This is a genomic window from Candidatus Nanogingivalaceae bacterium (genome assembly GCA_015257795.3).
In the GTDB taxonomy this organism is placed as follows: Bacteria; Patescibacteriota; Saccharimonadia; order Saccharimonadales; family Saccharimonadaceae; genus Nanogingivalis.
On the sequence record CP072208.2, the window covers coordinates 641,500 to 663,355 of the forward strand.

Annotated in this window: 21 protein-coding genes and 1 pseudogene; 4 read left to right on the plus strand and 18 right to left on the minus strand. The window is 36.5% G+C overall.

Annotation, left to right across the window (positions count from 1 at the left end):
* The 9 genes and pseudogenes from HXK94_003330 to tilS all read right to left on the minus strand — a co-directional run bounded on the left by HXK94_003330 (position 1) and on the right by tilS (position 11,093).
* Positions 1–966, minus strand: coding sequence for a YidC/Oxa1 family membrane protein insertase (locus HXK94_003330; GenBank protein QTI96267.1), 966 nt, complete (start codon positions 964–966; stop codon positions 1–3).
* A 23-nt stretch (positions 967–989) separates the two neighbouring features.
* The gene (rnpA, locus tag HXK94_003335; GenBank protein ID QTI96268.1) at positions 990–1,343 is read right to left on the minus strand and encodes a ribonuclease P protein component; all 354 of its coding nucleotides are present in this window, start codon (positions 1,341–1,343) and stop codon (positions 990–992) included.
* A gap of 78 nt (positions 1,344–1,421) precedes the next feature.
* The gene (locus HXK94_003340) at positions 1,422–2,036 is read right to left on the minus strand and encodes a DUF4352 domain-containing protein (protein ID QTI96269.1); all 615 of its coding nucleotides are present in this window, start codon (positions 2,034–2,036) and stop codon (positions 1,422–1,424) included.
* A gap of 137 nt (positions 2,037–2,173) precedes the next feature.
* Complete coding sequence (locus HXK94_003345; GenBank protein QTI96270.1) at positions 2,174–4,396, minus strand: heavy metal translocating P-type ATPase; 2,223 nt, start codon at positions 4,394–4,396, stop codon at positions 2,174–2,176.
* A 10-nt stretch (positions 4,397–4,406) separates the two neighbouring features.
* On the minus strand, positions 4,407–4,778 hold the full coding sequence (locus HXK94_003350) for a cupredoxin domain-containing protein (GenBank protein QTI96271.1): 372 nt from the start codon (positions 4,776–4,778) through the stop codon (positions 4,407–4,409).
* A gap of 44 nt (positions 4,779–4,822) precedes the next feature.
* Positions 4,823–6,600 (minus strand): annotated as a pseudogene (lepA, locus tag HXK94_003355) (translation elongation factor 4).
* A gap of 44 nt (positions 6,601–6,644) precedes the next feature.
* Positions 6,645–8,276, minus strand: a complete 1,632-nt coding sequence (gene murJ / locus HXK94_003360) for a murein biosynthesis integral membrane protein MurJ (GenBank protein ID QTI96272.1) — start codon at positions 8,274–8,276, stop codon at positions 6,645–6,647.
* Between the two features lie 2 nt (positions 8,277–8,278).
* Complete coding sequence (gene ftsH / locus HXK94_003365) at positions 8,279–10,150, minus strand: ATP-dependent zinc metalloprotease FtsH (GenBank protein ID QTI96273.1); 1,872 nt, start codon at positions 10,148–10,150, stop codon at positions 8,279–8,281.
* A 67-nt stretch (positions 10,151–10,217) separates the two neighbouring features.
* Positions 10,218–11,093: a tRNA lysidine(34) synthetase TilS gene (tilS, locus tag HXK94_003370; protein QTI96274.1), complete on the minus strand. Its 876-nt coding sequence runs from the start codon at positions 11,091–11,093 to the stop codon at positions 10,218–10,220.
* Between the two features lie 54 nt (positions 11,094–11,147).
* On the opposite strand from tilS, the gene tadA reads away from it, so the two are divergent.
* A complete protein-coding gene (tadA, locus tag HXK94_003375) occupies positions 11,148–12,422 on the plus strand; it encodes a Flp pilus assembly complex ATPase component TadA (GenBank protein ID QTI96275.1) in 1,275 nt (424 codons plus the stop codon).
* A 27-nt stretch (positions 12,423–12,449) separates the two neighbouring features.
* The gene (locus tag HXK94_003380) at positions 12,450–13,007 is read left to right on the plus strand and encodes a hypothetical protein (GenBank protein QTI96276.1); all 558 of its coding nucleotides are present in this window, start codon (positions 12,450–12,452) and stop codon (positions 13,005–13,007) included.
* On the opposite strand, the gene HXK94_003385 is transcribed toward HXK94_003380, so the two are convergent.
* Positions 13,004–13,747 carry a recombination regulator RecX gene (locus HXK94_003385; protein QTI96277.1) on the minus strand — a complete coding sequence of 248 codons (744 nt, stop codon included), beginning with the start codon at positions 13,745–13,747 and terminating at the stop codon, positions 13,004–13,006. The two genes, HXK94_003380 and HXK94_003385, sit on opposite strands and share 4 nt — an antisense overlap.
* A 41-nt stretch (positions 13,748–13,788) precedes the next feature.
* Positions 13,789–14,823, minus strand: coding sequence for a recombinase RecA (gene recA, locus HXK94_003390; GenBank protein QTI96615.1), 1,035 nt, complete (start codon positions 14,821–14,823; stop codon positions 13,789–13,791).
* Positions 14,824–14,951: 128 nt separating this feature from the next.
* On the opposite strand from recA, the gene HXK94_003395 reads away from it, so the two are divergent.
* Positions 14,952–15,341, plus strand: coding sequence for a type II secretion system GspH family protein (locus tag HXK94_003395; GenBank protein QTI96278.1), 390 nt, complete (start codon positions 14,952–14,954; stop codon positions 15,339–15,341).
* A 39-nt stretch (positions 15,342–15,380) separates the two neighbouring features.
* Here the strand turns inward: HXK94_003395 and HXK94_003400 are convergent, their stop codons facing one another.
* Positions 15,381–16,133, minus strand: coding sequence for a PH domain-containing protein (locus HXK94_003400; protein ID QTI96279.1), 753 nt, complete (start codon positions 16,131–16,133; stop codon positions 15,381–15,383).
* The gene (ruvB, locus tag HXK94_003405; protein QTI96280.1) at positions 16,123–17,139 is read right to left on the minus strand and encodes a Holliday junction branch migration DNA helicase RuvB; all 1,017 of its coding nucleotides are present in this window, start codon (positions 17,137–17,139) and stop codon (positions 16,123–16,125) included. Before ruvB ends, HXK94_003400 begins: the two co-directional genes overlap by 11 nt.
* A gap of 103 nt (positions 17,140–17,242) precedes the next feature.
* Between ruvB and HXK94_003410 the strand changes: the two genes are divergently transcribed.
* Entirely contained in the window at positions 17,243–17,662 is a 420-nt protein-coding gene (locus HXK94_003410) for a hypothetical protein (GenBank protein ID QTI96281.1), read from the plus strand.
* A 38-nt stretch (positions 17,663–17,700) separates the two neighbouring features.
* Here HXK94_003410 and ruvA read toward each other — a convergent pair whose 3' ends face one another.
* The 5 genes from ruvA to rpmH all read right to left on the minus strand — a co-directional run bounded on the left by ruvA (position 17,701) and on the right by rpmH (position 21,587).
* Positions 17,701–18,276, minus strand: a complete 576-nt coding sequence (ruvA, locus tag HXK94_003415; protein QTI96282.1) for a Holliday junction branch migration protein RuvA — start codon at positions 18,274–18,276, stop codon at positions 17,701–17,703.
* 30 nt (positions 18,277–18,306) lie between these two features.
* Positions 18,307–18,792, minus strand: coding sequence for a crossover junction endodeoxyribonuclease RuvC (ruvC, locus tag HXK94_003420; GenBank protein ID QTI96283.1), 486 nt, complete (start codon positions 18,790–18,792; stop codon positions 18,307–18,309).
* Complete coding sequence (locus HXK94_003425; GenBank protein ID QTI96284.1) at positions 18,789–20,300, minus strand: lamin tail domain-containing protein; 1,512 nt, start codon at positions 20,298–20,300, stop codon at positions 18,789–18,791. Before HXK94_003425 ends, ruvC begins: the two co-directional genes overlap by 4 nt.
* A complete protein-coding gene (locus HXK94_003430; GenBank protein ID QTI96285.1) occupies positions 20,287–21,354 on the minus strand; it encodes a hypothetical protein in 1,068 nt (355 codons plus the stop codon). Before HXK94_003430 ends, HXK94_003425 begins: the two co-directional genes overlap by 14 nt.
* Before the next feature lie 95 nt (positions 21,355–21,449).
* Positions 21,450–21,587, minus strand: a complete 138-nt coding sequence (rpmH, locus tag HXK94_003435) for a 50S ribosomal protein L34 (protein QTI96286.1) — start codon at positions 21,585–21,587, stop codon at positions 21,450–21,452.
* Positions 21,588–21,856 lie beyond the last annotated feature (269 nt).

Below are 21,856 nucleotides of genomic sequence, written 5' to 3' on the forward strand. Positions count from 1 at the left end.
TTACCTCCGTTTTCCTTCTTTCGCTTTAATCCTTCGAATATTCGTTCCTCCAGTTTTTTCTTTCGAATTCTTCTTTGGAACTTGTACCGTTGTATTTTTCACAATAACAGCTTCTTTTGCATTCCGAAGTTTTTTCTTGTTTGATTCTGCAGCGATCTCTTCCATCTCTTTAGAATCAATTGAGAAGATATATTTTTGCTGAATAATTTGGACGATGTTTGAAATTAAGTAATAGAACGTTAGCGCACCATAAAGGCTAATCATAACGAAGAACATAATTGCCGGGAGAATTAAGTTCATATTTGAATTAACCGCAGCATTAAGTTCTGCTTGATTTGGTTCTTTGCCGTCAGCGGCATCCTTAAAGATTTCTCGAACCGTTCGCTTGCCCTTTTGAGGTTGAGTTTGCTTAACCATATACCATTGCGAAAATGCAAGACCGAGTGCAATAATCATCATAAATCCGCTAGAAAAGTCGTTTAACGGTACAGCTGTATCCGTTAGGTCAATAACCCCAAGGAATTTTGGATCAAGCTTTTTATGAGAAATAACTTCGCTAACTCGACTCATTTGTGCAACCGGCTGATAAGCCCATTTCGAAATTTGACCTGGATTATTTACTACAATCCGCATCACACTAAAGAAGGTTAAGAGAATTGGCAACTGAATAAATAATGTTAACATTGAGCGGAATGGTTTGAAATTATGCTTGCGGTAAAGTTCCATCATCTGAAGTGTTTCAAGCTGTTTATTGCCTTTTGCGTTCTTTCGAATCTTCTGCAATTCAGGTTGAAGATTTCGCATAGTTTTTGTTTGATGAAGTTGGCTTTTTGTAAGCGGCCACATCAAAAAACGCACAATTAAAGTAAAGACAATAATTGTGAAACCAAAATCACCGATAAAGTTATAAATCACCAATAATAGGTTCAAAATTGGCTGAGTAATAAATAGTTCAAACAGATTCATATCTATTATTATACTACCTTTATCTATTTATTACAATAAAAATCAGCTTCTTTAAAGGTGTTGACTAAAGTCTCTTTCAATTCTTCATGGGGAATATCTTTAACGCTTTTATGAAAAATCAAAACCACAACATCAAAAGTCCCATCAATTTTCGGTAGTTCATTTCGAATAATTTCATAAACTCGCCGACGAATTCGATTTCGGCCAACCGCACTTTTTAATACCTTTTTCGAAACTACCACAGCAAAACGTGAGTCTTTTCGCCGTTGGTTTTTTGTAAATTTTACAACAATTTTTTGTGTTCGAACCGAATTTCCATTCGCATAAACATACCGCAAACTGCCATGACCGTGAAACCTATTTTTATAAGATAACATAACTTTTTATATTTTAGCATTTTTTGATAAAATTAGCAAATTAAAACGAGCTCATGCTGAACCCGTTTTTAAAGCTTATTATAAGTTTACAATAACTTTTTTATTTGACCAGAATGATGGTTGGTAGTGAAGCTTTATTTGAGAACCTGCAGGAACCTCAAAAATCATAGAACCAGTCTTTTTACCACCTTTTACTAGATCCCCAGAACCAAGGCTATCTGGCAAACTGTATGTTTGTCCATCCGCGCTCTCAGCAGCACCGTTAGAATCTTCAGCTTTAAATTCAAAAACGTTATAGCTCATTTCAGTTTCAGATTTATTTTCAATCTTTACTGTAACCTTTACATATTCTTTGCCATCTTTTGGCTTCATATAGGTATTTCCAGAATCCCAATTTCGCTCAACCTTTTCAACAGTTAATTCTTTTCCATCAAAAGCAATTATATCGCCAACCTTAAATTCAGTTTTTTCTTCTTTCTTGGGTTCATTATTCTGAACTTGAGATGATCCATTTGATCCAGAGTTTTTATTTTCGCCAACTTTTTCAGCCCGTTTAGATTGACTACCAATAAGCACAACAAATACAACCACAATAACCCAAAACCAAGCTTTTTTATAGAACGGTTTCCCTGATTTAGTTTTTGCTAACCGTTTTTCATCCTTAGATTCTGTAGCCAGCTTTTCTTCTTTCATTAGAACTCCTTTTATAAAATTTTAATTTATTATGTAATAATTTTACCCCCCCCCCCCCGATATACTTTGTCAATAGCAAAAAATAAAAAAATGGTACAGAACCTTAAATGAATTCTGTACCACTTTTTTTATTGAGTCTAATCAATTTTCGCAACATTGAGAAGCAGCGAGCTAGTCAAAACAGACAAAGAACTAAGGGCCATAGCAAGACCTGCTAGTTCTGGATTGAGGGTCAATCCCAGTCCTACAAAGACTCCAGCAGCAATTGGAATCCCAAGGAGATTGTAGATAGAGGCCCAGAAGAGATTGAGTAAGATCCTGCGGAAGGTCTTTTGACTCATGTCAAAGGCGCGCACAACGCCAAGCAAATCATTTTGCGTGAGCACGATGCCACCGGACTCGATCGCAATATCCGTTCCAGATCCCATAGCGATCCCCACATCCGCGATCGAGAGAGCTGGAGCATCATTGATCCCATCTCCAACAAAGGCGACCTTGCTATCTTCTTGCAGTTTTTGGATGGCGCTAGCTTTTTCTTGAGGAAGGACATCAGCAATGACGGTGTCAATTCCCACTTGCTTAGCAATAGCTTGGGCCACCCGTTCATTATCCCCCGTTAACATGACCGTTTTCAAGCCCCGTTCTTTGAGCTTTTTGATCGCTTCTTTTGAGCTGGCCTTCGGAGCATCTTGAATGGCAATCAAGCCAATCACTTGCCCATCCACAGACAAACTGATCACTGTTTTGGCCTGCTCTTGCAAGTCTACCATCCGTTTTTCAAGCTCCGGATCCATCGCTGTCCCGTCATGAAGTTTGCCATTTCCCAAGGTCACCAACTGCTGGTCGATCTGACCTTGGACCCCTTTTCCTTCAATCGCTTGGAAGTTTTCCACAGGGGATAACACCAAACCTTTTTCTTCTGCTTGGGATAACACCGCTTGGGCTAGTGGATGTTCTGAAAAAGTTTCAAGACTAGCAGCCGGTGTCAAGACACGCGCTTCATCTCCTACAACATCGGTTACAAGTGGTTGGCCAATGGTAATGGTCCCTGTCTTATCAAACACCACGGTTTGAATCTTTTGCACTTCTTGAAGAACTGTTCCATTTTTAATCAGAACCCCCATCTTGGCACTACGGCCGGTTCCGACCATCAGGGCTGTTGGGGTTGCTAAACCAAGGGCACAAGGACAGGCAATAATGAGGACAGAGACTGCATAGAGCATGGCCTCTTGAAGCGACGCGCCCAGAAGCACGGACCAAACCCAGAAAGTCGCAATGGCCAAAATCGTCACCACTGGAACAAAGATACCTGAAATCTTATCCGTCAAATCTTGAATAGGAGCACGACTGGATTGGGCCATTTTGACAAAGTCCACAATTTGAGATAAGAGGGTCTCACTACCGACTTTTTCAGCCTTAAAGAGAATGGTCCCATTGCTGTTGATAGTGGAGCCGATCACTGCATCACCAACTGATTTTTCCACAGGCAAGCTTTCACCTGTCACCATCGACTCATCAATGGTCGTACTTCCTTCTACAATCGTCCCATCAACCGCAATCTTTTCCCCAGGACGGACCCGAATCAAGTCACCAATTTGGATATCTTCTGCCGCCACCTCGACATAGTTCCCATCACGGAGAACTTGAGCCGTTTTTGCCTGCAAATCCAACAATTTTTCCACAGCCTCGGAGGCATTGTTACGCATCCGTTCTTCAAAGATTTGCCCTAAGAGGATAAAGAAGATGATAAAACCCGCAGCCTCAAAGTATACTGGCTGACCAGTAAAAAGGGCAAATACACTATAGACATAGGCTACCAGGGTTCCAAGAGCTACCAAGGTATCCATATTGGAATGGTGCTTCTTAAATGAGGCCCAGGCACTCTTGATAAAAGGTACTCCTGCTACCAACATGATCGGCGTTGTCGCTAGAAAAGCCCCCCAGCGACTGACTGGATGGGAGACAAATCCTGCCCACATCCCAATCATCAAGATCAATAAAGGAAGGGTAAAGATACTAGTAATCCAAAAGCGACCCCGTAAATTTAAGACACGACGGCGTTTTTCCACAACCGTGTAGGAACCCTTTTGCATCTTCATTCCACATGAAAACTCGAAGTCCCCTGTTTCTGTCGGGGTAAAGGATATCACCTTATCCACACCGACTTCCAAAGGCTCTAAAATCCCCTGATCTTCAAACAAAATTTCCTTGTAACAGCCGGAAGGATTGACCCGATGGAAGGTGATTTCAGCAGGGATCCCTTTTTGAAGTTGAAATTCCTTTGGACTATAGCCTTTTTCTGCTGTAATACGGATCTTTTGCACTCCGTTTTCCACAACTGCTTTTTGTTTTTCTACCATACCTACTCCTTTATTTCACAATCATGTGACCATGCATCATGTTCATTCCACATGAATACCCATATTCGCCCGCTTTTTCTGGCGTAATTTCAATGACATGTTTTTCACCTAAAGGCAAATCTTCATGAACACCAAAATCTGGAAAGATCACTTGATCCAGACATGAAGATGGATCCTTGCGATTAAAGATGATCCGGGCTGGAACATTCTTTTTCAGGACAATGGTTTCAGGCGAATAGCCCCCCATGACTTCGACTTCAATTTCTTGATAACCTGATTTCTGACGAGCGTGGCCGCTTACCTTTTCATGCTCTGCAAAGAACCACCAAGCAATAAAAGCAACCACAAGTAAACAAACAATACTAATCAACAATCCAAACATGGAATTTCCTTCTTTCTATTACATACAATTGCAATGAATCGTTTTTAATCTCGTTTAAGCATCACAGTAAAAGCTTCACTCGGAATTTCAACATTTCCAAATTTCTTCATTCGCTTTTTACCACGTTTTTGTTTAGCCAGCAATTTCTTCTTTCGAGAAACATCACCACCATAAAGATAGCCCGTCACATCTTTTCGATAAGCTGAAATGTTTTCGCGCGCAATGAATTTTCCACCGATTGCCGCTTGAATTGCCACCTGGAAGTTTTGCCGCGGAATCACTTCTTTCAATTTTGCAGTAATCTCGCGACCCATTCGCACACTCTCCGAACGGTGACACATCACTGAAAGCGCATCAACCATTTCGCCCGCAACATAAAAATCTACTCGCACTAAATCTTCTGCTAAATAATCCCAAAGCTCATAATTAAATGAACCGTAACCCGACGTAACACTCTTAAGCTGATCGTAAAAATCGGTCAAAAGATTCGCAAGCGGTGCTTCAAAAGAAATCAAAACACGTTCATCAATATAACTCAAGTTTTTCTGTAAGCCACGTTTCGAAACAATTAATTGAATTACCGCACCAACATAATCTTTTGGCACCACAATTTCGCCCTTAATCCACGGCTCACGAATTTCAGAAATTCTTGTTTGGTCTGGTAAATCAGCTGCACTCTTAATATCTAATTCTTCACCTGTTGTTAAAATTACATGATAGTCAGTTGAAGGGTTAGTAATCACTAGATCTAGATTATATTCTCGTTCCAAACGCTCACGAACAATATCCATATGAAGAAGTCCAAGAAAACCAATTCGTATACCAAAGCCCAAAACTGGCGAATTTTCTGGCTCAAACTGCAATGCAGAATCGCTCAAGCTTAGCTTTTCGACTGCATCTTTCAAATCTTGATAATCTTCGTTCGAAACTGGGAAAAATCCCGCATAAACAAACGGCTGAACATTCTGGTATCCCGGTAAAGGTTCATTAGCGGGGTTTTTCGAAAGTGTTACAGTATCACCAACCTTCGCCTCGCGCGTGGTTTTCAAGTTTGTCACGATGTAGCCAATTTCTCCAGCCCCCATTTTATCGTATGGCGTCATTTTTGGCTGAAGCTTACCAATTTCGAGTGCTAAGCCTTTCGAATCGGTTGCCATCATTTTAATTTCATCACCCTTTTTCAATTCACCCGAAAAAATCCGAACATACAAAATTACACCGCGATAATCATCATAATAACTGTCAAAAATCAAAGCTTTTAGTGGTTTCATTAAATCTCCTTTGGTGATGGTATTCTTTCAATCACCGCATTCAAAACTTCTTCAACACCCATTCCTGTTTTGGCTGAAATATGTAAAATCTCGCTTTCATCACACCCTAAAAGATTAATAACTTCTTTCGAAACTCGTGGAATATCTGCAGCCGGTAGGTCAATTTTATTTAGCACAGGAATGATTTTCAAATCAGCCGCTATCGCAAGATAAACATTTGCGAGTGTTTGAGCTTGAATTCCCTGTGAAGCATCTACAACCAAAATCGCACCCTCACAAGCTTGAAGTGAGCGCGAAACTTCATAAGAAAAATCCACGTGTCCTGGGGTATCAATTAAGTTTAGCTCAACACCTTTCCAATTCATTGTTACTGGAGCAAGCTTAATAGTGATTCCTTTTTCCCGCTCCAAATCCATCGAATCCAAAAGCTGCGATTTCATGTCACGTTTTTGAACTGTACCTGTAATCTCCATCATTCGATCAGCTAAAGTTGATTTACCGTGATCAATGTGCGCGATAATACAAAAATTTCTAATATTTTTTAAATCCATAAACTTTCAATATTTTAACATATTTATAATAGTTGAGCAAATTTTTATTTAATCTTAATCTGTACAAAGAATATTTTCTTAACTTGCGCAATTATCGGATCGGCTTCTTTAAGTTTTAATAATTTTGCAGCCAAAACATAAACAGCAGAACTCACGGCTCCGATAAATACGAATTTTGGAAATATCGAGAAGAATCGTAAATCTGAGCCCAAAAGAGGCATCTTTGCCACCAAAAGATAACACACAAAACCAGAAAAAGCACTTGCAACGAACATTCGCCCAACCCCTAAAACAAATTGTGCGTCAAAAAGTCCATCAATTCTTTTGCGCATCAAAAATAGCAAAATTGCAATTTCAAGAACTGCACCAATCGCTTGAGCCCAAGCTAACCCGTAAGCACCAAACTTAAAAATTAAACTGAAGACTATCGCCAAAGCAATATTTAGACCAATCGCAACTAGTGAGATATAGAATGGCGTTTTCGTATCTTCCATTGCATAAAAACTCCTTGCTGCAATATGATAAATCGAACGCGCAAAAATTGAAAGAACAAGAACTCCCAAAAGTCCAGCAATTAAATCATCACCACCGTTTTTAATAAAGCTTACAATGTAGCCACGCAAGAAAAAGAATAAAACCGAAACTGGCAAAGCCAAGAAAATAATCATTCGAAGAGCGGCTTGTAAATCTTTTCGAAAGAGGTCTTTTCGCCCAATCGCTAATCTTTCAGTTAAATTTGGAAAAAATGCCGTAGAAATCGCAACACCAATTAAGTTTACTGGCATCATTTGAAGGGTTAAGCTCTGCGAATATGCACGCACCGTTCCCGAACCCATTCGGCTGGCCATATTAGTTTCGACAATTGAATTAACATAATCCAAACCTTGATCCATTGAGCGTGTTGGCAGTAGTTTCATAACCTGTTGAAAGCCTCTATTTCGCCAAAAAATTCTAAATTGATATTTAAAGTCAACACCAATTAGTCCAATTGCCGCAATCAAAAGCTGGAGAACAGACCCGAAAGCCACACCAATCGCAACGCCCATGATTCCACCTTCGAAAACCTGAACGCCAAAAATATTTATACCATTCGTAAAAAATACTGTTCCAATAATAATACCAATATTATAAATTGCTGGTGCAAGAGCCGAAAAAGTAAACCTTCCTATAGCTTGTTGAATACTTGTAAGTACCGTCGCAATAGCAAAAAGAAAGGGATTGATTGCAATCACGCGCATCATTGAAATTGCCAAAGATCGTGAAGACTCACTTAATCCTGGCCCAACAATATATTTAACTAGAGGTTCAGCAAAAATAATAATCAAAACTGAGGTTATAAGTGTTAACAGGGCTAATAAATTAAGAACACTCGTGCTTAATTCCCATGCAGATTTTTTATTTCGATTCGCCATTCGCTGATTAAATACAGGAATAAACGTAACACTTAATGCACCCGAAACCAAAATAAAAAACATAAAATCAGGAATCGTGAATGCGACAGTATAAGCATCAATTCCATCAGGGTAAGAATCTAGATAATACGAGTTTAGCAACCTGTCACGCAAAAAGCCCAACAAGCTCGACAAAAGAGTCGAGCTCGCAAGAATGATCGCTGCAAATTTAACCGTTAACCGCGAATTTGCTTTCGAAACAATAGATCGAACTTTAGATTTCATAATTAATCGTGAAGTTTTGCTTCCTTAGGCAATTTAGCATCTTTCAAAATTTCTGCAACCTCTTTTTCGTCTAGAGTTTCTTTTTCAAGAAGCGCATCCGTTAAAGCTTTAAGCGGTTTTTTATTCGCTTTGAGAACAGCTGCAGCACGTTCAACAGCTTCTTTAATTAACTTAGCGATTTCAGCATCAATTTTTTCTGCTGTTTTTTCAGAATATGGTCGTTCACGAGTCATCTTATCAAAAAACATTCCCGAATTTTCCTCATGAAATACTTGGTCAAGCAAATCTTCACCCATTCCAAATTCAATAACCATATTACGTGCGATATCTGTTGCATTTCGAAGATCGCTTGAAGCGCCTGTTGAAATTCCAGCCTCGCCATAAATCAACATTTCAGCCTGACGTCCACCCATTGCGCGCGCCAAGATATCTTTATATTCGAAAATATTTGTATAACTTCGATCTTCTGGCGGCAAGAACCATGTTACACCACCGGTTCCACCACGCGGAATAATCGTAACCTTATGAACTGGATCTGAATCTGGTAAAACATGTCCAACAACAGCGTGGCCAGCTTCGTGCCAAGCAGTAGTTTCGCGCTCTAGATCGCTCATTACTTTTGATTTTCGTTCTGGGCCGATGGCTACTTTTTCGAAAGCTTCCGTAAGATCATCGTTAGTAATAACATCTCGGTTATTTCGAGCTGCCAAAATAGCTGCTTCGTTCGCAATATTCGCAAGATCGGCACCAGCAGAACCAGCTGTCTTTTTAGCAAGCGCATTTAAATCTACTGAATCATCAACTTTTTTATTCTTGAAATGAACTTTCAAAATTGCCAAACGATCTTTTCTTTCAGGAAGAGCAATTTCAACACGACGGTCAAATCGACCAGGTCGCAAAAGAGCTGGATCAAGAACATCGGCACGGTTTGTTGCTGCAAGAACAATAACACCAGTATCTTTTTCGAAACCGTCCATTTCAACCAAAATTTGGTTCAAAGTCTGTTCGCGCTCATCGTGACCGCCACCCATTCCTGAACCACGTTTTCGACCGACAGCGTCAATCTCGTCAATAAAGATAATCGCAGGCGCATTCTTTTTAGCTTTCGAAAATAGATCTCGAACACGTGAAGCACCGACACCAACAAACATTTCCATAAATTCTGAACCAGAAATCGAGAAGAAAGGAACTTTAGCTTCACCAGCAACTGCACGAGCAAGCATTGTTTTACCAGTTCCTGGATTTCCAACCATCAAAACACCACTCGGGATTTTCGCACCCATTTTTTGATATTTTTTAGGATCTTTTAAGAAATCAACAACTTCGTATAGATCTTGTTTTGCATTCTCATTTCCGGCAATATCTTCAAATTTAATCTTTTTCTTATCATCGCCATAAATTTTTGCTCGAGATTTTCCAAAGTTCATAGCTTGCGAATTCTGGCCGTTTGCTGAACGCATCATTAACATCAATAAAGCTACAATCGCAATAATTGGAACGATCATAATTGCCAAATTCCATAAAATCTCTGAAGTGTTATCTGCTGGGAAAACATTAACAGTAGTCTTTCCTTTTTCAAGACCTTGTTCATAAATTGTACCAGCTTCTTTTACAGATTTTTCAGTTGGTTTTTTCTCACCTTTTTTAGTAACTTTTACATCATTTCCTTGAATTTCAATTTTCGAAATTTCGCCCTTATTAGCACGAGCAATCACATCTGAAATCGGAACATCTTTCAATCTAGCTGAGAAAAAATTCTGGCTAGACCAAAATACGCCTAAAATAATTGCGATAACAATCGCCCAAAAAAAAGTATTTCCCGCCCGTTTCGCAAAATTATTCTTCTTATTATCTTTCATTCTGTCCTTTCTCATATTCAACTCCTTCTATTTTAGCAAATTTTTAAAGCATTTTCAAATGAAATGATTTTTCTATTTCACTTTAAAAGAATTCAAACTCATCTCTATAAAACTTAACTTCTCGCCCGCTCAAAATTTGAGTTTTTGAGCCATTTTTAAAAGTTCGAATCGCTTGCAAAAAATTCGCGATTTGTTTCGAGAGCGGAATTTTGCCAGATTGAATTCGCATAATCTCACGCAAAATTTCTACACAAACTTCATCGGAATTATTTCGAAAAAAATTTCGCTCAAATTTTCTTCCATCACCAATTTTCGATAAAATATCGTTAGTAATTTCTTCAATTTCACGCTTAATTTTAATCTGTTTTTGCCAAATATCAAAGATTTTATTCAAGTTTTCTTCACTAAAATTTATTTTTTTACGAATTCGATTGCGTGCATATTTTTCACTTAAATTTGTCGAATCTTCACACCATTTCAAACCTTTTTCTTGCGCTTTGTTAAGAATTTCCGCTTTCGAAAACTTTAAAAACGGCCGCTTAATATTTGGTGAATCAAAACAGGCAATCGCTCGCCAACCTCCGCCACGATTTAAGTTCAGAACAAAAGTTTCGGCCAAATCATTCTTGTGATGTGCTGTAAAAATTTCAGCATTCTCTCTTTTAGCCAGCGCCCTCAAAAAATCGTATCTTGCTTTTCTTGCTTTTTCTTCACTAGCATTTTCTCCAAGAAAACCTCTTTCAAACTCAAATCTCAAGTTATTTTTGTTCGCAAACTTTCGCACAAAATCAAAATCTCGCATGCTTTCTTCGCCACGAATTCCATGCTCAAAATGTGCAATTATTAAATTATCCTCAACCCACTTCAAGCCATTCTTTTGTTTAAAAAAATCAATCAAAAAATCCGCCAAAACAATCGAATCAACCCCGCCAGAAACCGCCACAAGAATTTTTTTCATACACTTATTCTACCATACTTGCGTTTTTAAATCGATTATGTTAAAATTTATACAATGAAAAATGGTGGGAACAGTTCGAAAATTAAAGAAGTAAAATTCGAAAAAACGATAAAATTTACAGCTGAAAGCATTATTGAAAATGCCTTAAATTTGCACGCAACCGATGTTCATATTGAGCCTCGCGAAAATTCAGTTTTGGTGCGTTTTCGAATTGGTGGTGTCCTAAAAAATATGAGCGAAATCCCAAAAAAAGATTTTCCAAAAATAACTAAATATTTCAAGTCCTTAGCTGGTCTTAATTTTAGCGAGAAAACTTTTCCACAATCATCGACAATTCATTACGGAGAAGCTCGAATTCGAATTTCGACAACACCAGTTTTTTTGGGTGAAAAAATCACTCTCCGTTTAATGCGTGCGCGAAAATACGTTCGAAAACTTAACGAAATTGGGCTTTGGGGTGAAAATCTTCGTGCCGTAGAGCAAATTCTTCGCCAACCACGAGGTATTGTTTTTACTGTTGGCGATGGAAGCAATACAACAAACTTCTCAATTTTAAACGAATTAAATTCCTCTGAAAAGAATATTGTAACAATCGAAAAAACAATCGAAAAAACAATTACCGGAATCAACCAAACCGAAATTAACCCTAAAATTGGCTTAGGTTATTTCGAAATGACCAAATCCGCCCTAAGCCAGAATCCAGATATTATATATATCGATAACCTAAACGATAGAAAAACAGCCGAACTTATTTTCGATTCTGCAATGCGCGGAAAATTCATCATCGCTAGCGTTCCTGTTCGTAAAACTAGCGAGGTTATTCCGTTTTTAAATCACCTCGGAATTGAACCGTTCCTAATTATTGCGAATGTTCTTGGGATTATTTCACAAACACTAATGCGAACCATTTCTAAAAAATCTACCACTAATGTAAAAATCTCAAAAGAAGAGTCATCATTAATCTTGCAAGAATTTAATATTTCTCCACTTCGAATTCACCAACTCGAAAAAGATTTCAAGAATGAGAAATACCCAAATAATAGTCTCGCAACTTCGTCAAATTCAATTCTTAATCTCCCATCAATTAAGAAAAACATCTCGCCCGAGATTGCTTTTTCTGGAACAACTGGAATTTTCGAAGTTCTAAGTTTACTCGAAGGTAAAATTTCAAAAGAAATTAAAGAGTTAATCCCCGTAAATCCAAGTTCTGTTGAAATTGAAGAGATTCTTTCTATAAATAATTTTGTCAATTTACGAACTGATGGCCTTCTAAAAGTTCTTCAAAAAGAAACCGTTCTATCTGAATTGATGCGTAGAACTGGATTTTAGACAATAAATCTGATAAAATTATAAATTATGTTAATCCTAGCTTCGAATTTATCTAATACTCCAGTGATGAGCCTACAAACCGGTTCCCAGCTTGCAAGAACAGGTAGAGCAATCATCGACCCTTCGAATCTTCAAATTTTAGCCTACGAGCTAAAAGCGAATACTTTTTTAAATCAAGAAATGTTGGTTCGCATTGCTGATATCCGTGAGCTCTCAAGAGTTGGTTTTATTGTTGATTCTGGCGAAGATTTTATTCTGCCAAATGATGTATTTAAAATTAAAGGAATTCTTGATCTAAATTTTAATCTATTAGATTTAAGAGTTGAAGATGAGAAGAAACATAAAATTGGTAAGATTATTGATTACACAATTAGCCTTTCGAATTTTTCTGTTCAACAATTAATCGTTAAACGTCCATTCATAAAATCTTTTAGCGATCCAACACTTACAATCCACCGCTCGCAAATTATTGAAATTAACGATAATAAAATCGTAATTCAGAGCGAAGAAGAATCTGTTCCGCAAAAAAGCGCCGAAAAAACTGAGAATTTTGTTCCAAATTACGTTAATCCATTTCGAGATTAAAATTCATCTTTAGAAAGTGCCCTCTTAATTTCGTCATACGAAAACCCTTGTCGTGCTAAATATGCGACAAGTTTTTTTTCGTCAGCGTATTTTTTGGCTTTTTTTGCAATTATTTTTTGAATTTCTTCCGAATCATTACGCTTTGAACTTGCTAAAATTTGTTCGATAATTTCGTCTGAAACACCTTTCGAAAATAATTCAGATTTTAATTTTTTAATTGAACTTCCTTTTCTTTGATTTCGATTTTCAATCCAAAATTTTGCAAATTTAAAATCATCAACATAGCCTTTCTCAATCAATCTTTGCAAAGCTTGTTCTGCTGAAACTTTTGAAACTCCTTTTTTCTCATAAAATTCACCCGTTTTTTTATTTCGAAGCTTTCGATTTAGCGTTTTTTTCCACAGATAATCACTAATTTCCTTTTCAGAATGTGGCCGCATCAAACAATAATTAAGCCCAAGAGCATATAATTTTCCAAATTCACTCTGTTGTTCGAGATTTAAAATTTCATCTTCTGAAAATTTTGCACCAATTTTAACATTTAGTTGAGTTAATTGAAAAATATCCAAAGAAAAACGATATTTTCCATTTACAAAAATATTAGCACGATTTGGATTTTTAACTGCTTGTTTTATATCTGTAATCGTGAAATGGCCATCTTTAAAAATATCTTCTTTTCGAAAACTTTTTTTTGCAACTTTTTCTTTAAAATCATTTTGATCGAAAATATCTAAAGCCATAATTAAAAGTATAATTAGCCCGAATTTTCAGGCTAATTATATTATTTTTCTTCTTTTTCCTCATTATCAGAAGATTCTTCAGCAATTTCCTCTCCACGAATTTTTGCACGAACTTTTTTCTCAATTTCAGCCATAACTTCTGGATTTTCAAGCAAGTATCGTTTAGCGTTTTCACGACCTTGACCAATATTTTGGTCGTTATATTTGTAAAACGCACCTGATTTTCCAAGAATTTCATGTTCAACTGCTAGATCTAGAATATCACCCGTTTTCGAAATACCTTCATTATACATAATGTCAAATTCAGCAATTCTAAACGGCGCTGCAATCTTATTTTTAACGATTTTAACCTTTGTACGGTTACCAATTACATCGTCGCCACTTTTAATTTGTGCAGTTCGACGGATATCGGCACGCACTGACGCATAAAATTTAAGCGCATTACCACCAGTTGTAGTTTCAGGATTGCCAAACATCACACCAATTTTCATTCGAATTTGGTTAATGAAAATCACAGTCGCTTTTGATTTATTAATAATTCCGGTAAGTTTTCGAAGCGCTTGCGACATTAATCGAGCCTGAAGACCCATATGCGCATCACCCATGTCGCCATCGATTTCAGCTTGTGGAACTAACGCTGCAACAGAGTCAACAACAATCAAATCAACAGCATTTGAACGCACTAGAGTTTCAGTAATTTCAAGAGCCTGCTCGCCATTGTCGGGCTGCGCAACAAGCAAATTCTCAGTATCAACGCCGAGTTTCTTTGCGTAAGCTGGGTCAAGTGCATGTTCCGCGTCAATGAAAGCTGCAGTTCCACCTTGCTTTTGAATTTCAGCAATCGCATGAAGTGTTAGAGTAGTTTTTCCTGAACTTTCTGGTCCATAAATTTCAATGATTCGTCCTTTTGGATAACCACCACCAAGCGCAATATCTAAACTTAAGCATCCCGAAGGAAGAAGCTCAACATCAACCTTATGATTTTCACCAAGTTTCATAATTGAACCGTCACCAAATTGTTTCGAAATTTGAGCAATTGCTAAATCTAATGCTTGTTTTTTGCCGCTTTCGGCCATTCCCATATCTGTTTTCTTCGCCTTAGCCATAAATAATTCTCCTTAAAATAATATCTTTATTTTAACACTTTTCAATAAAACGTTCAAGGTTATTTTTATATTTATCTTTAATATGCTATAATAAAAGCATGAAGAGAAAATCTGGTTTTACACTTATCGAGATTTGTGTTGTAATTATTTTTTTAATTGCGGCGGGTATAATTCTTACTATCCAGCGTTTCGAACTTTTATCAGTTCAACGCGATCAAACTCGTAAGCTAGCAATTAATGAAATTTATTATAATCTCGAGGAAGTCTATTACAAGAAAAACGGTTTCTATCCTGAAAAACTTGATGAAAATGCCGTCAAAGGAATTGACCCAAACCTATTAACAGACCCCTTCGGAATCCTAATTAACGAAGAAAAGAGTGACTACCGTTATGAGCCAACAAGTTGCGAAAACGGAAAATGCAAAAAATTCTCTCTTCGTACAAAATTAGAAAAAGAAAGCGATTTCGTAAGGCGTTCGAAAAACTAATTATAAAATAGCCCTGTTAAATTCTAGGGCTATTTTATATTATTTTACCGATATTTTTGCACCTTCTTCAAAAAGTTTATCTGAAAGCATTTGATTTTCGCGTGCTGTCTCCACGATATCGCTCAAAAATTCAGCTTTCTTGTCCGGGTTTGGTGCAAACGGAAAAGTATAGGTTGACTCATCACCAATAGTGCTTAATCGCACTGTTCCATAATCAAACAAATGCTGTAAAATCCCTTCACGAGAATACGAGATATCTTCAATCGCTTCCAGGTTAATAACCTGCTTTCTCTGATTCATAATTGTATTCGAAATCCACTGAATTGCACGTTCATTTGTTATGATTAATCTGTTCGCTCGATAAACAACATAATTTATATAAGTTATTAAAATTAAAAGCACCGTTATTGAACCGAAGATTAATGAAAGTTGCGGCTTAAAGTTGGCTGGAATTGGAAACGGATTTGGTAAAAAGCAAATAATAATCCAGGCGCTAATCAAGAAAACAGCAATAATTGAGCTAAAAATAATGTTAAGCAAATAGCCTAGTGCATGCCGACGCATCGAAAGCACAACATATTCATCTTCATCAACTGTAATATCGGGATACATTCTTACCGATTGATCATGACGTGCTTTAATTACGCGTGGATCGCCAGCAGGAACTTCAACCTGCATAACTGGCTGAACTCGAATTGGCGCGCCCAGACTATTTTCGAAACTTAAATTTTCATTCTGATTCTGGGCAATTTTTTCCTCAAATTTCTGGGCTAGGCTTTGCTTATCGTTCATCTTTGAATTCCTTTCCTAAATGCTCAAACGCTTTTTTCGTAATTATTCTTCCTCGTGGTGTTCTTTGCAAAAAACCAATCTGCATTAAATATGGTTCATAAAAATCTTCAATTGTCGCAGCTTCATCACCCGTCAATGCAGCCATTGTATTTAAGCCAACTGGCCGAGTGCCATAATTTTCAATAACCGATTTTAATAGATTTCTATCTGCTGCATCCAACCCTAATTCGTCAATTTCAAGCATTTCTAAGGCCTCTTTAACCGTTTTCGAGTCAATAATTCCATCACCTTTTACATCTGCATAGTCTCGAACGCGCTTCAAGATGCGGTTCGCAATTCGTGGTGTTAATCTTGCTCGAGTTGAGAGAATATCTGAAGCTTCTTTTTCAATATCACTACCTAATAAATTACTTGAGCGTAAGATAATTTTTGAAATTTCCTTAGGTTTATAAAATTCTAACCTATAGATATGTCCGAACCGGTCTCGGAGTGGAGCCGCCAGACTTCCAGTTCGAGTTGTGGCGCCAATAACTGTAAAATGCGGCAAATCCAGCCGAACCGAGCGTGCGGCCGGCCCTTTACCAATCACAATATCAAGTTTAAAATCTTCCATTGCAGAATAGAGAATCTCTTCAACAGCACGCGGCATGCGATGAATTTCATCAATAAAAAGAATATCGCCATCTTGTAAATTCGTCACAATCGAAGCTAAATCTCCCGCTTTTTCGATTGCCGGACCAGATGTAATTCGAATATTCGCGCCCATTTCACGCGCAATAACATTTGCCATTGTAGTTTTTCCTAGTCCTGGCGGACCATAAAGTAAGACGTGATCAATACTTTCACCACGTTTTTTTGCCGCGTCAATCGCAAGCTTTAAATTCTTTTTCAATCGCTCCTGACCGATATATTCATCAAAATTCGTTGGACGCAAAGAAATCTCCACCTGCTGCTCTTGCGGTTCGTCATCGTGTAAGTTTGCATCAATAATTCTTTCAATAGCCATTGCTTATATTATACCACGACTTGACAAAAATAGAAAAATTTGTTATAATTCTATTCAGTATTCCTTTTTGGAATAAGAATTTTATACTTAGGAGGCTCTTAATATGGGCAACTTACATTTAATCAAAGGTGACGTTGACATTTTCAAGAATGCTGTAAAAGCAGCACGTGGTGATGAAGAAATGGCAAAAGAAAACTTAACTAAAGATATTTTCAAATATGCCAGGGCTATCTCTAGACACGTGTTTAATAAAAAAACACATAGAAGCTACCTCTATCACATAGATAATCTGGATGTCACTAACGGTTTTGGGGATGAGCCTGTTGCGGTTCTTGTAGAAACCAAAGACTGTTTTGCTATAAATAAAAATGGTGACATTTATAGCAAAACTAGCAGTAATAAATACGGTTTCAAGAAGGTAAATGAAGCAGATCTTCTCAGCTTAGCTGGAGAACAAATCGGATTCTTATATAAAGCGCTTCATAATCTCCTACGAGAAGTTGTAACCTTCCGTAAAAATTAAAATAGTCGCACGAAATGTGCGGCTTTTTTCTTTTTAAATTAAATTCCAGCTTTCAATGCCAAAGTAATGCGTTCTTCTGTTGGTAAATCACGCGGGATTTGCTCTAATGCTTTTGTTGCATCGTTCAAGTTAAATCCAAGCGCAATAAGCGCCTCTAAAGCCTCATCTGAAGCCAAGCTAATATTATCGCCAACTCCATCGGGTTTCGAAATCGCCATTCCAACTTTATCTTTTAAATCTAAAATTACGCGCTCGGCCGATTTTTTACCAACGCCAGCAGCTTTTTGAATAAATTTCGCATCTTCACAGGCAATTGCGTTTCGAACTTCTTCGGTTTCACCCAAGCTCATAATGGCAATTCCAGCTCTTGGCCCAACACCTTGAACAGTAATCAACAATTCAAAAAGTTTTTTAGCCGCCAAACTTGAAAAGCCAAATAATTCCTGGCTTCTATCAGTAATATTATGATAAGTATAAAATTTAATCTGCTCGTTTAAAACCGCCCGTTCGAATTCTCCTACGGGAACAATAACTTCATAGCCAACACCAGAAACATCAACAATCACGCTCCCTGCAAATTTTTCAGCAATTTTTCCAGAAATATGTGCAATCATTGTTTAATTTTACCATAATTATTTTAGTTTTTAAATACGCGTCATATAAAAATGCGTAATTGCGGCAGCAAGCGCATCGGCTGCGTCATCCGGCTTTGGCACTTCTACTAGATTCAAAGTTGAACGCACCATTTCTTGCATTTGTTTTTTGTTTGCACCGCCATACCCAGTTAAAGTTTGCTTAATTTGATTTGGCGTATATTCAGCGATTGGAATTTTCGATTGTTGAGCTACTAAAATCGCCACACCTCGAGCCTGTGCGACCGAAATTGCCGTCGTTACGTTTTTCGAAAAGAATAGTTTCTCAATTGAAACCTCATCTGGCTTAGTTTCTTCAATAATCTCTTTTAAGCCGTTATAGATCTCCTCTAGTCGAATTTCAATTGGCGTGTGTGCAGGAGTTGAAATAACCCCTCCTGTAATCATTTTTAACGGTTTTCCAATCTGGCAATCTACAACGCCAAACCCTAAAATTCCTGTTCCTGGGTCGATACCTAAAATTCGCCGTTTTTTCATTTTTTACCTTTCATTAATTTTGCAAAAATATCTCTTCTAAACTCGAAAAATAAAATTGCTAAAAATATCAAAATAATTACAGCAATAGCCCACCAACCCGTAAATTCAGCCTGTTTCGATTCTTTTTCATCTTTTTCGACTTCATTATTTGCGCCGTTGTTTTTAACTATTTTTCTACAACGATTTGTTTCAGTGTTGCGCTCGTAGCCATCTTTGCACGGCGTTATTTCTTTTTTCGCATCTGAACTATTTTTTCGACATCGATTTGTGATAGGATTACGCGTATAGCCCGGCGCACAAACCGCCAGCTCTTTCGAAGAACTTGCCAGTGTTGCAATTTTGCGGCAACGATTTGTTTCTGGACTTCGAACATAACCATCGCGACACTCTGTTGTCGCTACTTTTTCGACTGGCATTTTATTACAACGATTCGTTTGCGGATTCAAAAAATACCCATCACTGCACTTTTTCTCAGTTTTTTCATCATTTTCAATCTTTTCGGTTTTTTCTTTTTCGAGTTTTTCTTCTTTTATTTTATTACATCTTCCAGTTTCTTCATTTAAAAAATATCCGTCTTCGCAAACTTTTATTTTTTCGCACTGCCCTTGCGAATTTAAATTGAATCCATTTTCGCAAGGCTGAAAAATATTTTCACTTTTTTTTGTAATTTTAAAACTTTGACTCCATTCTTTTCCATCAAAGATCCAGCTCAAATCCTTTTTCGAATTTTTTAAATCAACAGTTTGAATTTCTTGATTGTTCGAATCTAATAACGAAATTTTATTTAAGCCCATCTTTAAAAGCTTGAAATTTAGATCCGTATTTAAATCAAGCGAGAAAAAACTATTTGGTAAAATTTCTTCATCCGTAAAAACTTTTTTATACGGCTTTTTTAAACTTCCAAGATGAATTTCAACTGCGCAATTTTTAAGATTTATTTTTTTATTTGTATTATTTTTAAATTCAATAAATTGCTCGCTTGAATTTGCTAAAACCTCGTTTAATTGTATATTTTCGCAAAAATCAGGCTCTTTTTCCGCCAGGCCGCCAGTTTTAAAAACTACACCCTCTTTCGAAATCTCAAAATCACCGCCCAAGTTCAAATCTCGAACTAAAACATCTTCTTCTGTAAATTCTGGCGCATTTTTATTTTTGCAAGTCATTTTTAGACCACATAAAAAGTCTACATCCTGCCCGTCAATCCTTAATTTTATTTGGCTTTTCAACAATTCCGGATTTAAAATAAGTTCCCCATCACCATTTTCGCCAAATGAAATTTGTGATTTTTTAAGAAAAACTCCGTTTGAAATTTCGCCAATTATTTTATTTTTCTGAATTATCTCAATTTTCGAAAAACTCAAATTATCACCCAAATTTGTGATCTCAATCATTGTATTTGAAACTTTCGAAATTAAAATTTTCTGATCAGAAATAGCCGAAGCTTGATTAAAATTTCCCAAAAAGAATAAAGCTAAAATTAAAAATAAAAAATATCTAAAAAACCTCATTCAAAACCCCTCTCTTAAATACAATTAACATTTCAAACGCGGATAAAAGTAAAATCTGTAAAGTGAAATTAGCATTTTTTTGATTAAATCCAGTATTCGGAGCTAAAATTTTAGTCTTATTCTTAGATTGAGTTATTGTTTTATTATTTTTTTCTTCAAAATTAATCTTTGGCTTAAAAAAATCATCTTTTACAGAAGGTTTTTTATTTTTTTCAGTTAAAATACCCACATTCTGCTTTTTATCATCAATTTTATTTTCATCTATAAGATTTAAGTTGTTATTTCCACTAATATTATCAATTTCTGGTTTAGCTAAATTCTCATCTTTTTCATTTTTCATAGTTAACTCTTCTGATTCTCCTAAGGCGTTATTAGTATTTTCAGGTTTGTCACTTTCATCTGTATTTTTAAGAGTTTCGATTGGCTTTTCGGCACTATTTTCAGAATTACTATCTAATTCTATTTTTTTATTATTAAATACCAAACCGCCAGTTTTTGGTAAGTAATCATTAAAATTACGCAAACTAAAATCATAGCCTTTTTTTATTTCTGAAGGCTTCATTGTTTCGCCATTTTTGAGAATCTCCTCTTTCGAAACTGCCATTTTTTCTACTCCACCCGCTGGTTTTAAGTCTGTTGAATTCTTTTTATATCCAGCAATACATCTCTTTTCATCTGAACAGACGTAATCTTTCAATTCACCATCAATATATAGCCCCAAAATTGGCTGTTGACTAATTGTATCTACATTCTGAAATTCATCTTTAAAATTTGAATCTGCGCCTGTCGCATTTTGTGAAAAAGTAATATAACTCTGAGATTTAAAAATACCGTCTTTAAGATTTGCAATTTCAATCTGCTTTTGAGTGTTTCTGATAGAAATTTCTTGAAATTTATAATCTTCGCCGCTATTAAAAATCTCCACGAATTCTCTTCCATTCGTGGCATAAACTCGTGAAATATAAATATTTTTCTGACTAGCAAAAGTGTTTTTCGAAAGGAAAAGTGCGAGAAAAATCGGTAAAAATCCAACGATTATTAAAAATCTACGCATTCTCCTCCTTTTAAAATCATTAAAAATATTTTAGCATAACCGAGATTTTTTTTCAAACCAAAATAAAATCACCCGCCTTTGGAGTGATTTTATAATTAGACTGCGAGTCGTTTTCGGCCTTTTAGTCGGCGTCGTTTCAAAACTTTAATTCCAGCCTTTGAAGACATCTTATTTCGAAAACCATGAGTTCTCGCACGATGTCGTTTGTGTGGTTGATGTGTTCTTTTTGGCATATCTATCCTATTTTACAATTTAATATTCAAAAAATCAAGTTTAATACTTTTCATAAGCGTTTTAATCTTTTATTTAAACTTGAATTTTCGTTAAATTCATTTTATAGTATACCATAGTTTTCCACAAAAGACAAGGACTTTTCCACAATTATTACAGTAGTAATGTAAAACTGTGGAAAAGTTTTAATTCTTTTCAAAAATTATACCATATTTTTATTTCTTTGGTTTTTTGGGTTGTTGAAAACTCGAAAATATTATAGAATAGAAAT

Coding starts and splice junctions, on each gene's coding strand:
- rnpA (QTI96268.1), bottom strand. CDS start 1,343: ATGTTATCTTATAAAAATAGGTTTCACGGTCATGGCAGTTTGCGGTAT.
- HXK94_003350 (QTI96271.1), bottom strand. CDS start 4,778: ATGTTTGGATTGTTGATTAGTATTGTTTGTTTACTTGTGGTTGCTTTT.
- HXK94_003340 (QTI96269.1), bottom strand. CDS start 2,036: ATGAAAGAAGAAAAGCTGGCTACAGAATCTAAGGATGAAAAACGGTTA.
- HXK94_003410 (QTI96281.1), top strand. CDS start 17,243: ATGGGCAACTTACATTTAATCAAAGGTGACGTTGACATTTTCAAGAAT.
- recA (QTI96615.1), bottom strand. CDS start 14,823: ATGGCCGAAAGCGGCAAAAAACAAGCATTAGATTTAGCAATTGCTCAA.
- ruvC (QTI96283.1), bottom strand. CDS start 18,792: ATGAAAAAACGGCGAATTTTAGGTATCGACCCAGGAACAGGAATTTTA.
- murJ (QTI96272.1), bottom strand. CDS start 8,276: ATGAAATCTAAAGTTCGATCTATTGTTTCGAAAGCAAATTCGCGGTTA.
- tilS (QTI96274.1), bottom strand. CDS start 11,093: ATGAAAAAAATTCTTGTGGCGGTTTCTGGCGGGGTTGATTCGATTGTT.
- HXK94_003400 (QTI96279.1), bottom strand. CDS start 16,133: ATGAACGATAAGCAAAGCCTAGCCCAGAAATTTGAGGAAAAAATTGCC.
- ruvB (QTI96280.1), bottom strand. CDS start 17,139: ATGGCTATTGAAAGAATTATTGATGCAAACTTACACGATGACGAACCG.
- HXK94_003385 (QTI96277.1), bottom strand. CDS start 13,747: ATGGCTTTAGATATTTTCGATCAAAATGATTTTAAAGAAAAAGTTGCA.
- HXK94_003395 (QTI96278.1), top strand. CDS start 14,952: ATGAAGAGAAAATCTGGTTTTACACTTATCGAGATTTGTGTTGTAATT.
- HXK94_003430 (QTI96285.1), bottom strand. CDS start 21,354: ATGCGTAGATTTTTAATAATCGTTGGATTTTTACCGATTTTTCTCGCA.
- tadA (QTI96275.1), top strand. CDS start 11,148: ATGAAAAATGGTGGGAACAGTTCGAAAATTAAAGAAGTAAAATTCGAA.
- HXK94_003330 (QTI96267.1), bottom strand. CDS start 966: ATGAATCTGTTTGAACTATTTATTACTCAGCCAATTTTGAACCTATTA.
- HXK94_003425 (QTI96284.1), bottom strand. CDS start 20,300: ATGAGGTTTTTTAGATATTTTTTATTTTTAATTTTAGCTTTATTCTTT.
- ruvA (QTI96282.1), bottom strand. CDS start 18,276: ATGATTGCACATATTTCTGGAAAAATTGCTGAAAAATTTGCAGGGAGC.
- ftsH (QTI96273.1), bottom strand. CDS start 10,150: ATGAGAAAGGACAGAATGAAAGATAATAAGAAGAATAATTTTGCGAAA.
- HXK94_003380 (QTI96276.1), top strand. CDS start 12,450: ATGTTAATCCTAGCTTCGAATTTATCTAATACTCCAGTGATGAGCCTA.
- rpmH (QTI96286.1), bottom strand. CDS start 21,587: ATGCCAAAAAGAACACATCAACCACACAAACGACATCGTGCGAGAACT.
- HXK94_003345 (QTI96270.1), bottom strand. CDS start 4,396: ATGGTAGAAAAACAAAAAGCAGTTGTGGAAAACGGAGTGCAAAAGATC.